Here is a 13,446-nt window from a genome sequence, read left to right as displayed (position 1 = left end):
CTCCCGCCACATTCCTATCGATTGCGGATTATTGCTGCATTTGGAGAAAACGGCCGTATGCAGGTCAATGGCGCCGCCTAACGCTGACAAGGGTCTGTCTTGTTCAACAGATTGCCCGTCGAATACCACACGCGCTGCGCTGCCGGTCCCAGATCCAGGGCCACCGGCGCATCCGCACGCCCCTCCAGCAACGTTGGGTAAACCCCGGGCTTGAGCGGCGACTGGCATACGATCGGCAACGATTGCACGGTGGTGAAATTCAAATCCACCGTAGACACCAACTGCGCCGCCGAAAACGGTGCTGGTGGCCCAGGCAGGGTAATGATTTCCTGGAAGTCCGGATCCTGGGCGATGTAGTGCGTCAAGTGCGCCTCATTGCCCCGGCCAAACAAGGTGTAGACCAGCTGTTTGGGGCGGTCGATGCCCAGGTTGAACGGCCGGTAGATCACCACCGCTTCGACCGTCACCGGCACGTTGTCAAACAACACCGGCCCCGGTGTACCGCCGCCATCATTGGAGTAGCCGTCAAAGATCGTTGCCTTGAACGTGGTCACCTCACCGGCCTTGAGCTGGGGCAGGGTGAAGGTGTCGTTATCGACATTGATCAGGTTATACGGCTTGCTCGGGTTGGCCGCGCGCAGCGCCTGGTATTTGGCCATCACGTCGGCGGGCAGGCTGGCCTGCAGGACGATCTGGTACATGTGCTTTTCCGTGGTGAACATCGGCATGTGCACCAAAAACAGGGTCTGCGAGCCGACCATGAACATGCCGTGGTTGCCCGGTGCATCGGCATCGGCGCCGTTGCTGACTGCATGCAGTTCATGGGGCGAATGGGCCAGGGCCAGGGGGGCCAGGGCCATCGATAATGCGAGCAGGAGAGTGGCGAGGGAGCGTTTCATGGTTGACCGTCCTTGAGGGTTTCGAAGGCATGCACGCGCTTGATCAGGCTTTTTTGCTTGGCCGAATCGGCGTTGTTGAACAGGAACGAAAAGTCCGAGGCCAGGCTCGGGTCGCCGGCAATCGTTGCCTTTTGATGGCAGTCATTGCAGTTCAGGCCCTGGACGTAGGTCTCCATGGTGGTATTGGCCACCGGTACGTTGCTATCGCTGATAAAGGGTCCATAGGACAGGGGCACCTTTGCGCCGGCGCCCGGCTCGGGGTCCGGCGGTGTCGGGGCGGTGATCCACAGCACATTGACCAGCTTGTAGTACTGGAACACCGACTGGCCGCTGGTCTGCTGGGCGAAGCTGGCCTGCACCGCGCCGTTGAGCGCTTGCATGTCCGAAGGCAAGGGGTGTTCGCGGGTGGTCTGCACCGGTTGGTTGCGGGGATAGGGCTCGGTGCATTCGCGATCAGGGTGGTGCTGCTTGCACTGGATACGGGCTACGTTCGGCGTGCACACGTCAGGGCCACCGCTGCAATCGGGGTTGTAGAAGGTATAGCCGTCGGGCGGTGTCTGTTGCGCCGGGTTTTGCCCCGGTTCCTGTACGTTGTCCACTTGCTCGAAGGTGGTCCAGATGAAGTTCGGTGAACTCTGGGTCTTGTTGATGATATGCAGGCCCACCAGGCCTACCACCTGTTGGGTGCATTGCAGGGTGGCGGGGTTCTTGAGCCAGGCCACGGTGGTCAGGTAGCGCCCGTAGAGCTGGGGCTTGCCGGTGAGGATGCGCCAGGCGGCCTTGAGTTCCAGGGCGCCCAATTGTTCCTGGGGCAGCGGCTTGGCCGGCATCGAACGCATCAGCTCGCCGGCCGGCAGCGACAGGCCGGCAGGGTGCTTGCCATCGCTGTTCTGTGCCACGGCCAGTTGATTGGCCGCATCGTACAACCCGTTGTCGACGATGTAGTCAAACTCGGCCTTGCCCACCTTGCGTTCGAAATACACCAGGTTGCCGGTCTGGTCCGTCAGCCAGCCACCGGCGGCCTCCATGATCGGGTCGGGAATCGACGCCAGGGTGCCGCTGGACAAGTGGAAGCGATGCTTGGCGTTGGTCGCGCTTTCCGAGGTGGCGTTCATGAATTTGCGCGCGCCTACCGACAGCGCTTTGAGGCTGCCCTCGCTGCTGCAATTGGACGGCACCAATGTCTGCACGCCCCAGCCTGTGGGCGGTCGGGCGCCGGGCAGGAATATATCGTTAGCGTCTTTAAAGCTTGCCCACACCGGCGCGGTGGTCATGGGTTGCCCGGCGACCTGGGGCACGCCAAATTGCGCCATGCTGATCTTGCGGTTCGGCTCGCCCGCGAGGGCTGCATTGGCTGGCCATCCGGGATCCACGGGCCAGTTCAGGGCAATAAACAGCTGCCAGCCAAAACAGTTCATGAAGCTCTGGCCAGTGGTGTTGAAATTGTTGACGGGTAGAAAACCGCCGCTGTTGGGGTCGAACACCAACTGCTGCTGGACGCAGGTATCGGCATCCGATGCCTGGGCCGTGGGCAGGAGAAACAGCGACAGCAGCGTGCTGACCAGCAGCAGACCACGTAAGCGAAATCTGTACATCATCGCGCTCCTTGCATGAAGGTGAAGCTTCTAGCCGTTCTGTAGGAGCCGGCTTGCCGGCGAAAAACCTGAGAGCACCACTGGGCATCAGATACCCCGCGTTATCGTTGAGGATTCTCGCTGGCAAGCCAGCTCCCACAGGGGGGGGTGTTTGCCCTTAAAGGGATGGCACCAGCGCCAGCCCGGATTCCCATGGGTGGTCCGCCACGCTGACGTTATCCGCTTCGCCCGGGTTGAGCGCGCGGACCGTCACCAGCCCCGGCGCCGCGTTTTTCGCGACGCTGATGGTCATGATGTAACCCTGGGTACCGCCCGCATTGGTCTGGCCGGGAATGGCCGAGGCATCGGGCAAAAACTTCGTGACCTGCGCGGTCACCCCGGGGTTGCTGAACTGGATCCGTGCAGTGGCGGCGGTGGTCTTGAGGTCGGCGCCTTGCACCACCAGCGCGAACTGCCCGCTGCTGCCTGGGGCCAGCCAGGCCGGCAGGTCGGTGGGCGACTGGCCGTAGAACAGGTCCAGCGGCAACAGCTGCACCGGCCAGGGTTGCAGGCCATTGACCCGGTCCTGCACGCAAGGGGACGGCGGCGCCGTGGTGCTTGGGGTGGCGGTCACACTCAGGCCCACCAGCAGTTGCTGGGCAATCACCCACACATAGTCCACGGCCTGGCCGTTGATGGTGATGTCATTGATCGAGAACCCCGCGCTTTGCGGGACCTCGAACACCGCCTGGAGGATCTGGTCGGAGCCGTTGATCGCCGATTTGGCGGTACCACGGGTGATGCGCCAGTACTGGCTCACATCCTGCCCCTGCGGGCCTTTCCAGGCACTGAAGTTGGTGGGTTGTTGCAGGTACAGGGCGATGGGGTTGGTCAGGGAAATACGGCTGCTGATGGCCGCCTCATTGGCCGCAAAGCCGATATGCGGGTCGGAGTTGCGATAGTTCTGCCCATACTGCGCGCAGCAGATCAGTGACTGGGGGTTCTGGCTGCTTTTCAGGGGCCGCATGATCGTGGCCGCTGCCGCCAGGTACACCTCGGCGCTGAGGGTGTTGGGGCCGGAGGTCAGGTGCATTGCGCCGCCGAACTGGCCGGGGGTACAGGCGGTGCCGGCGTTCCATTTGTTGACGGTGTCGTAGGCCGGCAGGCCCGTGGTCGGGTCGATCACCGGGTCACCGGCATTGCCGGTCGGGCAGTTGGCGGTGTAGCGCAGGTACAGGTCTTGCAGTTGCACGTTCGGGTCGATGTAGTCGCGATACAGCCCCAGCACTGCATTCGGATCGATGCGCCACATGGCCAGGAAGTACGCCGGGTTTTCGCTGGTGAAGGTGATCTTGCGCATCTTGCCGTTGGTATCGCGCACAATCGACCACTCGCAGTATTCGTCCAGCCAGCCCCGTGGGCCGGAGGGCGAGAAATCCTTGTACTTGCCGTTCCAGTCGATACTCGGGCAACGGGTCACCGGCAGTTGTAGCAGGGTGCCTTTCTTGTCCGGGTCGTACAGGGTGTAGAGGGTGTTGTTGAGGGTGATCTGGCCGTTGTCGGTCAGTTCCATGACCTGTTGCAGGGTCATGGCCTTGCCGCCCAGTTGCGGAATCACGGCCGTGCCGTTGTTGTAGAAAAACGTCCACAGCCGGTTAGGGAAGGGTTGCCAGGTGATTGCCGGCGGGGTGACGTCGCCATAGCCCTCGACCAGCGGGTTGTAATAGCCCGAGCGCGGCGCGTCGTTGAGGCCCGACCACGGGTTGCCGATGATCGCCGCTTCGGTCCAGCCGGTGACGTCGTTGTTCCAGTCGGTTTCAAATTGCGGCAACTGGTTTTCCAGGCCCAGCTTGTTGTAGTCCTTTGGTGCTTGCCCAGCGGGGGAGGTGAATTGCTTGAACGGCGTGCTCATGACAGATCTCCATGGGGTGTGGGGGTAGAAGCTGCGCAGCAACCGGCACTCGGGGGAGGGTCGGCAACGGTCTGGCGCGGGTCGTCCCACACCAGTTGGGCGATAAAGCCAGGCAGCGGCGCGTACTCTTGCGGCGCCAATACCCGGCCACTATCGAGATGGGTGACCAGCAGGCTCAACTGCACGGCGTCCGTGGGGCCCAGGTGCAACGCCGTGGCACTGCGCGCCGCATTCAGTGCGCGGCAGACGCCGTGGGTGATGCAGCGCCCCTTGTCATCCACCAGCCCCATGCCGATGCGGCTGAAGCGCCCGACGTAGTGCGGGTTATCCGCGTTGACCTGCTGGGGCGTGGCGTCGGGCTGGTTGAGGAACACGTCGATCAAATAGGTGTCATGGGTGCAGCGCACATGGTCGAACACCACCCATGGGCCGCTGGCCTGGGCCTGCTCCTGGACCGGCGCGGCACTGTGGGGGCAGCACGCACTGGCGCTGGCGCGGCGGGCGCCGAACGGCGGCGCCACCGGGGTGGCGTAGTCGTAGCCGATGTGCCGGCTGTCCTGGGCCATATCGCCCAGGGTGGTGTAGCGCCAGGCATCGGCACTGGTGAACGTGACCGCGTCGGCCTGGCTGCCGGCAAACGGCTGGAGCAGGCATTGGGTGGTGTATTGCGCCGCCGGGTTGGCGCGGATCCAGATCTCCAGCACGCGGTCGATATTGGCGTGATAGGAGCAGAACAGCGGGTCAAACGCGGTGTAGGCGTTGTCGGCCATATCGCCGCCGATCCAGCCGTGATAGTTGTCGTGGGGCTGTTCGTACAGGCCATCGAAATTCAGCGTGCGGTTGGGGTACAGCGCGTCCTTTTGCGGTGGATCAAACACGGTGATATTGGCCCAGGGATACCCCGGCACGCCCTGGGGCTGGCTGAAGGTCTTGAATTTCAAGGCGTCCACCACCTGCTGCTGGAAAATCCGGCTCATGCCGTACAGCTGGGTACGTTTGAACCGCTGTTGGTCGCCCTGGGTGTAGAACAGCGGGTTGCGTTGCACGAAGCCGCAGTCCACCCTCTCGACATTGCCCGAGGCGCAGACTTTCGAGCGGCCATCCTTGGCCGCCGCATACCGCAACGGGTTGCGCCGCACCTCGCCGCTGTGCGGGTGCACATAGGTCTCATCGAGAAAGGCCTGGGGCAGGCCGGCCTGGGGGCTGCCGTCGACACTGGCGTCCTCGGCCATCCAGTCCCAGTAGGGGATCGGATAGTCAATCAAGGCTTCCAGGTACAGCAGGTAAGCGCGATGCCACAGGGCAAAGGCTTCCTGGTAATGCAGGCACCAGTTGGTGTGGATATAGGCATAGCGCTGCCAGGGTGAGCCACTGTCCGGATTGCCGATCTGCATCACGTCGTCGAGCCGTGCGCGGTACAGGTCCAGTTGCTCCTGGCTCAATGCGCGGATGTCCTGGCGCACGCGCTTGACCGGGTGCGGCAGGTCTGGAGGGGGGATGCGCTCGGCGATGTCGAACGGCGAAAAGCTGTTCAGGCGCCAGCCCTGGTTGACCCACAACCGGAAGGTTTCCAGGGCGTCGATAGGCCAGAACTGCCGGTCATCCAGGGTCAGCGGCATATTGCGCGACGCCAGGTGCTGGTAGATGGTTTCGGACCAGGTCTTGACCGAATCGGGGTCTTGCAGGAACACATCGTAGGCATTCATGCAGCGCATCCACGAGCCTGCGACGTTGGCGCGATCTGCCGCCGGGATCCAGTAAGGCGCGGTGAAAAGCCCTTGGATATCAGCGGTCCATGTCGGTTTCGCGACTATCATAAGATCCCTCTCATGCAGCCCCCATGCTGGATCTGCCGGGGCTGCTAAGCTGGATTTGATAGTAACGGGCCACTGTGCAGAGAATTGTGCAAATTGGCCCGCTTTTACGGCGGATTCATTGCAGTTTTCTCAAGGAAGAAGTGGAAATAATGACAGACGCCATGGATTTGAAAATTCTCGGCAAGTTGCAGAAAGACTGCACCCAAAGCCTGGACCTGCTCAGCGACAGCGTGGGGCTGTCCTCGACCAGTTGTTACCGGCGCATCCGGCGCCTGGAGAGCGTGGGCATCATCAAGGCGAAAGTCGCGGTGCTGGATGAAAAAAAGCTGGGGATCCAGGTCACTGCGTTCTTTTTGATCAAACTCGACAAAGACAGCAACGACATTGATCGCAAGATGCAGCACATCCTCGCCAATCACCCGGAGATCCAAGACTGCTACCTGATGACCGGAGAGTTTGATTTTGTGATGGTGGCCAAGTTTCGCGATGCCACGGAGTACACCGAATACATCTATCGGTTTCTCGACACTTACCGGGATATTCCGATTCGTACGTATTCTTCGACGTTGGTGGTGCGCACCGTGAAGAAGTCTTATGAGTTGCCGTTGCAGGGCGTGCAACATCTGTAGACGCCCATGAGACGCATCACCCTGTGGGAGCGGGCTTGCTCCCACAGGGTGATGCGTTCGCTGTAATGATTCGGTTGTCTATCAGGCCGCCACAGCCTGAAGCTGCAACCCACCCTCGACATCCTTGACCAACCCACTGGCCAGCAACAGCGGCAGCAAGCGCTTGTGCAACTGCGGCTCGACGAACTCCTTGACCGTTTCCAGTGCCAAGTCGCCACTGCCAGGCAGCTCGGCCTTGGTGTACGACAGCCAGGCCTTTTTTAGCATCTGCAGCACATCGCTGCCAGCGGTCAACGCAAAGCGCCGGTGGGCCACCTGGCCCAGGAAGTTGAAGCTGTGCTGATACTCGTAACCTTTCTCGTCACCCGCACTGGCAACACAGCGCACACAGGTGCAAGGGCCATCGCCGAAGGCCGCCTGCAGGTAGCTATTGAAATCCACCACAGGCTTGAGCGACAGGCGCTTGTCTACTTCGAACAGGTCGCCGGTCATTTTTGCGTCGTTACTCAAGGTGCGTTTCCTCGCAGGTCTACAGCTGGTTCTTCAAAGCGCGGCATCATACCCCATCTGTAGGAGCCGGCTTGCCGGCGAAAACCCTGAGAGGGCACGCCGCGGCATCGTTAACCACTGTTCCTACACGGGGCTGTGGCCCAGGCGGCCCTTGATCCAGTCGTACAGGTTGTTGCCTTCGCTCGACAGCTCGCTGTTGGCCCGGCGGCACAGGTAGTACTGGCGCCCGTCATCTGCCTGCACGTCAAACAGTTGCACCAGTTCCCCCCTGGCCACCAGCGGCGCCACCAACGGCGCACGCAACAGCGAGCAGCCCAGGCCGGTGAGGGTGGCGACCAGGGTCAACTGGCCGTCCTCCAGCAGCAGGCCATTGTGCGAGTGGGTGTGCGGCACCTGGGCCGCGTCGAACCATTGGCCCCAGGTACCACGCTCTTCGTCGTGCAGCAGTGGCAGTTCGCTGAGGGCTTGCGGCGTGGCGATGGGGCCGTGGCGCTGGAGGAACTCGCGGCTGCAGAACGGCGTGACCGCGCCGCTGATCAGTGGCTCGCTGTGATACCCCGGCCAGTGCCCGGTGCCGAAGCGGATCGACAGGTCGGCGGCATCGCTGGGGTAGCTGCGGTGGTTGGCGTAGGTGATGTTGATATCCAGCGCCGGGTTGGCGCTCAAAAACTGCGGCAGGCGCGGGATGAACAGGTGGGTCGCGAACATCGGGATCAGGCTGATGGTGACCTGGCGCGTCGCGCTTTTTTCCCGCACGTGCTCGGTGGCACTGCGCAGCACCGCGAATGCCGAGCGAATCGCCCGGTAGTACTCGCGGCCTTCGTCGGTCAACCCCAGGTTGCGGCCCTGGCGCAGGGTCAGGGGTTGTTGCAGGAAGCTTTCGAGCAAGTGCAACTGATGGCTGACAGCCGAGGGCGACACCCCCAGTTCGCGGGCGGCGGCATTCACCCCACCATGGCGGGCAAAGGCTTCGAACGTGCGCACGGCACGCAAGGGTGGATCGTTGGCTAACTGTTCTAAATTATTCATGTGTTGAATTAAATACCAAGTAAAAAGATAAATAAAGCGGCATCAGTGGGGAAAATGTGCCGCATATAGGGCGTTTGGTATTGGGTATAAACATATTCCTTTCAGATATTTGATAAAAACAGAATAAATAACTAGTGTTCCGCGCTCGGACTTTTAGTCGGTGCGCCCTGGCACCGATGTTTTCTGTGTATGGAGTTGATGGTTCTCATGGATGCGTTTATCCAGCAACTGCTCAACGGCTTGCTGTCGGGCAGTCTCTACGCCTTAGTGGCCTTGGGTTACACCATGGTCTACGGCATTTTGCGGATCATCAACTTCGCCCACGGCGATGTGTTGATGATCGGCGCGCTGGTGGGCCTGTCGGTGATCCGGGTGTTGCAGGCGGCTTGGCCGGATATGCCGCCGGTGCTGTTGCTGCTGGTGGCGGCAATGATCGCCATGGCCTTCTGTGCGGTGCTGGCGGTGGTGATCGAGCGCGTGGCCTACCGGCGCTTGCGTAACGCCCCGCGCCTGGCGCCATTGATCAGTGGTATCGGCGTGTCGCTGTTGTTGCAGACCGTGGCGATGCTGGTCTGGACCCGTAACCCGCAGATGTTCCCGCAATTGCTGCCCCTGGAGCCCATCGAAGTGCTGGCCGGCGATGCCACCCACGCCGCCGTGACCAATGCCACCGCCCTGACCACCATTGGCGTGGCCTTGAGCCTGATGGTCGGGCTGTTGCTGCTGGTCGAGCGCACGCGTTTTGGCCGGGCCATGCGCGCCGTGGCCGAGAACCCGCAAGTGGCGAGCCTGATGGGCATCAACCCCAACCGCATCATCGTCATGACCTTCGCCATCGGCGGCGCCCTGGCCGCGCTGGCGGGCATCATGATGGCCAGCAACTATGGCAGCGCGCATTTCTATATGGGCTTTTTGCCCGGCATCAAGGCGTTTACCGCGGCGGTGCTGGGCGGCATCGGCAACCTCAAGGGCGCGATGCTCGGCGGCCTGCTGCTGGGGCTGATCGAAGCCCTCGGCACCGGGTACCTGGGGGCCGCCACCAACGGCGTGTTCGGCAGCAACTACCAGGACGTGTTCGCCTTCATCGTGTTGATCGCGGTGCTGGTGTTCCGGCCCCAGGGGTTGTTGGGCGAACGACTGGCGACCCGCGCATGAGCCTGGCAACCGCTGTGAGCCCTTCGAGCAAACGCGCCAGCCTTGGGCTGTTGCTGTTCGCCCTGGCCCTGGTATTGGCCCCGTGGATTGTCGGGCATGCCGGCGGCAATACCTGGGTGCGCACCCTGGACTTTGCCCTGCTGTACATCATGTTGGCCCTGGGCCTGAACATCGTGGTGGGCTATGCCGGCCTGCTGGACATGGGCTTTATCGCGTTCTACGCGGTGGGCGCCTACCTGGCGGCCTTGCTGTCATCGCCCCATTTGTTGCAACAGTTCCCGGCCTTGCTGGCGCTGATGCCGCAGGGCATGCACACCTCGATCTGGCTGATTTTGCCGCTGGCGGCGCTGCTGGCGGCGGGGTTCGGGGTGGTTCTGGGGGCGCCGACCCTGCGCCTGCGCGGCGATTACCTGGCCATCGTCACCCTGGGCTTTGGCGAAATCATCCGCATCCTGCTGCGCAACCTCGACCGCCCGGTGAACCTCACCAACGGCCCCAAGGGCATCGCCCAGGTCGATCCGGTGACGCTGCTGGGGGTCAACCTGGGGCGTACCCAGGAACTGTTCGGCCTGCGCTTGCCCTCGGTCTACCTCTATTACTACCTGTTCGCCGCACTGGTGGTGCTGATCCTGTTTGCCTGCATCCGCCTTCAGCGCTCGCGTATCGGCCGCGCCTGGATGGCGATCCGCGAGGACGAAGAGGCGGCCCAGGCCATGGGCCTGAACACCCTGCGCCTGAAGCTGCTGGCATTTGCCATCGGCGCGGCGTTCGGCGGGATCAGCGGGGCGCTGTTTGCCTCATTCCAGGGCTTTGTTTCACCCGAATCCTTCACCCTCAATGAGTCCATCGCCGTGCTGGCCATGGTGGTGCTCGGCGGCATGGGGCATATCCCCGGGGTGATTCTGGGCTGCGTGTTGCTCGCCGCCCTGCCCGAAGCGTTGCGCGCCAGTATGGGCCCCTTGCAGCAGGCGCTGTTTGGCCAAGTGCTGGTGGACCCGGAGATTATCCGCCAGCTGTTCTACGGCCTGGCGCTGATTCTGGCGATGCTGTATCGACCCGCCGGCCTCTGGCCGAGCCGCACAGGAGGTGCACCTTGAACCATCCGTTATTGCAGATCGAGAAGGTCAATAAACAGTTTGGCGGCGTGGCTGCGCTCGATGACGTGAGCTTGAGTATCGAGGCCGGGGAAATCTACGGCCTGATCGGGCCCAATGGCGCCGGCAAGACCACCTTCTTCAATGTGATGACGGGGCTGTACACCCCGGATTCCGGGCGCTTCCAGCTCGACGGCGAGGAGTACCAGCCCACGGCGGTGCACCAGGTGGCCCGTGCCGGCATTGCGCGCACGTTCCAGAATATTCGCCTGTTCAACGCCATGAGCGCCCTGGAAAACGTCATGGTCGGGCGCCACGTGCGCACCCATAACGGCGTGTGGGCGGCCTTGAGCGGGCACTCGCGCGGGCGCGAGGAAGAAGCGCAGACCCGCGCCCACGCCCACCGCCTGCTGGCCTATGTCGGCCTCGCCGGGTTTGCCCACTACCGCGCCGACAGCCTGTCCTACGGCCACCAGCGGCGCCTGGAAATTGCCCGCGCCCTGGCCACCGAACCGCGCCTGCTGGCCCTCGATGAGCCGGCCGCCGGGATGAATGCCAGCGAGAAAGTGCAACTGCGCAGCCTGCTGGAAAAGATCCGCGATGACGGCCACACGCTGTTGCTGATCGAACACGACGTGAAGCTGGTGATGGGCGTGTGCGACCGCATCAGCGTGCTGGACTACGGCCGCGTGATCGCCGTGGGCGCGCCGGCCGAAGTGCGCCGCCACCCGCAAGTGATCCAGGCCTACCTGGGAGCCGGCGCCCATGTCTGAAGCGTTGTTGCAGATTGACGGCCTGAAGGTGCGCTACGGCGCCATCGAGGCGGTCAAGTCCCTGGACCTGCATATTAATGAAGGCGAACGGGTGACGTTGATCGGCGCCAATGGCGCCGGCAAGAGCTCCAGCCTCAAGGCCCTGACCGGGTTGCTGCCGGCCGCTGCGGGGCAGATCCGCTTTGCCGGCCGCTCGATCCTCAGCCTGGCGCCCCATGAGCGCCTGACCCTGGGCATCGCCATGGTGCCCGAAGGGCGCGGCATTTTTGCGCGCATGAGCGTGCTGGAAAACCTCCAGGCCGGGGCGTTCCTGCGCCGCGACCCGCACCAGGTGAGCCTGGAAATCCGCCAGTTGTTCGAGCACTTCCCACGCCTGGAAGAACGCTTGCAGCAATCGGCCGGCCTGCTCTCCGGCGGCGAGCAGCAGATGCTCGCCCTGGCCCGTGCGCTGCTGTCCAAGCCGCGGTTGCTGGTGCTTGATGAGCCCTCCATGGGCCTGGCGCCGATCATGGTCGAAAAGCTGTTCCAGGTGATTGATGATGTGTGCCGCCAGGGCATGACCCTGCTGCTGGTGGAGCAGAATGCGCGCCTTGCGCTGCAAGTGACTGACCGCGCCTACGTGATGGACACCGGGCGCATCAGCCTCAGCGGCGCCAGCGCGCAATTGCTCGACCACCCCGAGGTGCGCAGTGCCTACCTCGGTGAATAACCCATGACAAACGCCACCGGACGCCCGGCGTGTTTCGCCCACCCCACAGGCCATGAGGGCCTGATGAGAAACAGGAAAAACTGATGAACAAGACTGCCCCCTTCAAACGCGTACTGTTGTTGAGCCTGGCCCTGAGCGGTGTGGCCCAGGCCGACCAGACGGTCCTGATCGGCCTGGCCGGGCCCCTGACCGGCCCGTCGGCGCGGATCGGCAAAGACCTGGAAAACGGTGCGCAATTGGCCATTGACCAGGCCAACGCCAAGCACCTGAAAATCAACGGCCAGGCCGTGACGTTCAAGCTGGTTTCCGAGGATGACCAGTCCGACCCACGCACCGCCGTCACCGTGGCCCAGCGCCTGGTGGACGAAGGCGTGGTCGGCGTGGTCGGCCACTGGAACACCGGCACCAGCATCCCGGCCGCGCGGGTCTACCATGACGCCGGGATTGCGCAGGTCGCACCGGTCGCCACCGGTCACGCCTACACCCAGCAAGGTTTCGACACCAGCTTCCGGATCATGGGCCATGACGATGACGGCGGCCAGGTCGCCGGCGACTACGCGCTCAAGACCCTCAAGGCGCAGCGCATCGCCGTGATCGACGACCGCACCGCGTTCGGCCAGGGCCTGGCGGACCAGTTCGTCAAATCCATCGAGGCCGGTGGCGCTAAGGTGGTTGCCCGTGAATACGTGGACGACAAGACTATCGATTTCAGTGCGGTGCTGACCAATATTCGCGGGCAGAACCCGGACCTGATCTTCTTCGGCGGCGTCGACTCCCAGGCTGCACCGCTGGCCCGACGCATCAAGCAGTTGGGGATCAAGGCGCCGTTGATGGGCGCGGGCGGCTTTGTCAGCCAGACCTTCCTGCAACTGGCACAGAACGAAGGCGAGGGCGTGATCGCCCTGGAGCCGGGCCTGGCCGTGGCGCAGATGCCGGGTGGCAAGGCCTTCGAAGAGGCCTACAAGGCGCGCTTCAAGAGCAACATCGAGCTGCACGCACCCTTCGCCTATGACGGCGTGGGCGTGCTGATCGCCGCTATCGAGCAGGCCAACTCCACCGATCCGCAGAAGTACCTGCCCGTGCTGCGCGCCATCAGCTATCCAGGCGTGACCGGGACCATAGCGTTCGATGCCCAGGGCAATCTACAGAACCCGTCGTTCACCGTTTACCAGGTCAAGGCCAATCAATGGCAACCGGTGAGCGTGGCTGGCGGTAAAAAGTAACGCGTCAGCTCCCCATGTAGGAGCTGGCTTGCCAGCGATGCGGTGCACTCGGTGTTTCAGGTCTACCGAGGCGATACCATCGCTGGCAAGCCAGCTCCTACGGGGGGCTTCGCAGCCATTTG

At 62.9% G+C, this 13,446-nt stretch carries 12 protein-coding genes; 6 read left to right on the top strand and 6 right to left on the bottom strand.

Features of this window, described 5'->3' with window-relative positions; genetic code table 11:
* Window positions 1-77: 77 nt before the first annotated feature.
* The 4 genes from ACSSVH_RS15655 to ACSSVH_RS15640 all read right to left on the bottom strand — a co-directional run bounded on the left by ACSSVH_RS15655 (window position 78) and on the right by ACSSVH_RS15640 (window position 6,202).
* The gene (locus ACSSVH_RS15655) at window positions 78-899 is read right to left on the bottom strand and encodes a hypothetical protein (protein WP_169957359.1); all 822 of its coding nucleotides are present in this window, start codon (window positions 897-899) and stop codon (window positions 78-80) included.
* Window positions 896-2,494, bottom strand: a complete 1,599-nt coding sequence (locus ACSSVH_RS15650) for a hypothetical protein (RefSeq protein WP_170041010.1) — start codon at window positions 2,492-2,494, stop codon at window positions 896-898. The genes ACSSVH_RS15655 and ACSSVH_RS15650 overlap by 4 nt, the downstream gene beginning before the upstream one ends.
* A gap of 157 nt (window positions 2,495-2,651) precedes the next feature.
* Window positions 2,652-4,385, bottom strand: a complete 1,734-nt coding sequence (locus ACSSVH_RS15645; RefSeq protein WP_492633430.1) for a DUF8225 domain-containing protein — start codon at window positions 4,383-4,385, stop codon at window positions 2,652-2,654.
* Window positions 4,382-6,202, bottom strand: coding sequence for a tyrosinase family protein (locus tag ACSSVH_RS15640; protein WP_172311823.1), 1,821 nt, complete (start codon window positions 6,200-6,202; stop codon window positions 4,382-4,384). Before ACSSVH_RS15640 ends, ACSSVH_RS15645 begins: the two co-directional genes overlap by 4 nt.
* 161 nt (window positions 6,203-6,363) lie before the next feature.
* Between ACSSVH_RS15640 and ACSSVH_RS15635 the strand changes: the two genes are divergently transcribed.
* Window positions 6,364-6,831: an Lrp/AsnC ligand binding domain-containing protein gene (locus tag ACSSVH_RS15635; RefSeq protein WP_169957257.1), complete on the top strand. Its 468-nt coding sequence runs from the start codon at window positions 6,364-6,366 to the stop codon at window positions 6,829-6,831.
* 81 nt (window positions 6,832-6,912) lie between these two features.
* On the opposite strand, the gene ACSSVH_RS15630 is transcribed toward ACSSVH_RS15635, so the two are convergent.
* Entirely contained in the window at window positions 6,913-7,341 is a 429-nt protein-coding gene (locus tag ACSSVH_RS15630; protein ID WP_170058441.1) for a hypothetical protein, read from the bottom strand.
* A gap of 123 nt (window positions 7,342-7,464) precedes the next feature.
* Window positions 7,465-8,370, bottom strand: a complete 906-nt coding sequence (locus ACSSVH_RS15625; RefSeq protein ID WP_169957245.1) for a LysR substrate-binding domain-containing protein — start codon at window positions 8,368-8,370, stop codon at window positions 7,465-7,467.
* A gap of 207 nt (window positions 8,371-8,577) precedes the next feature.
* Between ACSSVH_RS15625 and ACSSVH_RS15620 the strand changes: the two genes are divergently transcribed.
* The 5 genes from ACSSVH_RS15620 (at window position 8,578) to ACSSVH_RS15600 (ending at window position 13,324) form a co-directional block, all read left to right on the top strand.
* On the top strand, window positions 8,578-9,525 hold the full coding sequence (locus ACSSVH_RS15620) for a branched-chain amino acid ABC transporter permease (RefSeq protein WP_170041592.1): 948 nt from the start codon (window positions 8,578-8,580) through the stop codon (window positions 9,523-9,525).
* Window positions 9,522-10,622, top strand: a complete 1,101-nt coding sequence (locus tag ACSSVH_RS15615; RefSeq protein ID WP_492633429.1) for an ABC transporter permease subunit — start codon at window positions 9,522-9,524, stop codon at window positions 10,620-10,622. Before ACSSVH_RS15620 ends, ACSSVH_RS15615 begins: the two co-directional genes overlap by 4 nt.
* On the top strand, window positions 10,619-11,392 hold the full coding sequence (locus ACSSVH_RS15610; RefSeq protein ID WP_099168260.1) for an ABC transporter ATP-binding protein: 774 nt from the start codon (window positions 10,619-10,621) through the stop codon (window positions 11,390-11,392). Before ACSSVH_RS15615 ends, ACSSVH_RS15610 begins: the two co-directional genes overlap by 4 nt.
* Window positions 11,385-12,101, top strand: coding sequence for an ABC transporter ATP-binding protein (locus tag ACSSVH_RS15605; protein WP_169957249.1), 717 nt, complete (start codon window positions 11,385-11,387; stop codon window positions 12,099-12,101). Before ACSSVH_RS15610 ends, ACSSVH_RS15605 begins: the two co-directional genes overlap by 8 nt.
* An 83-nt stretch (window positions 12,102-12,184) precedes the next feature.
* On the top strand, window positions 12,185-13,324 hold the full coding sequence (locus tag ACSSVH_RS15600; RefSeq protein ID WP_169957250.1) for a branched-chain amino acid ABC transporter substrate-binding protein: 1,140 nt from the start codon (window positions 12,185-12,187) through the stop codon (window positions 13,322-13,324).
* Window positions 13,325-13,446 lie beyond the last annotated feature (122 nt).

Source organism: Pseudomonas sp. HC1(2025), from assembly GCF_058742075.1.
The sequence above is the reverse complement of the archived record's forward strand: the minus strand, read 5'-3'. Positions and strand labels throughout refer to the sequence as shown.

Coding starts and splice junctions, on each gene's coding strand:
- ACSSVH_RS15645 (WP_492633430.1), bottom strand. CDS start 4,385: ATGAGCACGCCGTTCAAGCAATTCACCTCCCCCGCTGGGCAAGCACCA.
- ACSSVH_RS15605 (WP_169957249.1), top strand. CDS start 11,385: ATGTCTGAAGCGTTGTTGCAGATTGACGGCCTGAAGGTGCGCTACGGC.
- ACSSVH_RS15620 (WP_170041592.1), top strand. CDS start 8,578: ATGGATGCGTTTATCCAGCAACTGCTCAACGGCTTGCTGTCGGGCAGT.
- ACSSVH_RS15650 (WP_170041010.1), bottom strand. CDS start 2,494: ATGTACAGATTTCGCTTACGTGGTCTGCTGCTGGTCAGCACGCTGCTG.
- ACSSVH_RS15615 (WP_492633429.1), top strand. CDS start 9,522: ATGAGCCTGGCAACCGCTGTGAGCCCTTCGAGCAAACGCGCCAGCCTT.
- ACSSVH_RS15640 (WP_172311823.1), bottom strand. CDS start 6,202: ATGATAGTCGCGAAACCGACATGGACCGCTGATATCCAAGGGCTTTTC.
- ACSSVH_RS15635 (WP_169957257.1), top strand. CDS start 6,364: ATGGATTTGAAAATTCTCGGCAAGTTGCAGAAAGACTGCACCCAAAGC.
- ACSSVH_RS15655 (WP_169957359.1), bottom strand. CDS start 899: ATGAAACGCTCCCTCGCCACTCTCCTGCTCGCATTATCGATGGCCCTG.
- ACSSVH_RS15625 (WP_169957245.1), bottom strand. CDS start 8,370: ATGAATAATTTAGAACAGTTAGCCAACGATCCACCCTTGCGTGCCGTG.
- ACSSVH_RS15600 (WP_169957250.1), top strand. CDS start 12,185: ATGAACAAGACTGCCCCCTTCAAACGCGTACTGTTGTTGAGCCTGGCC.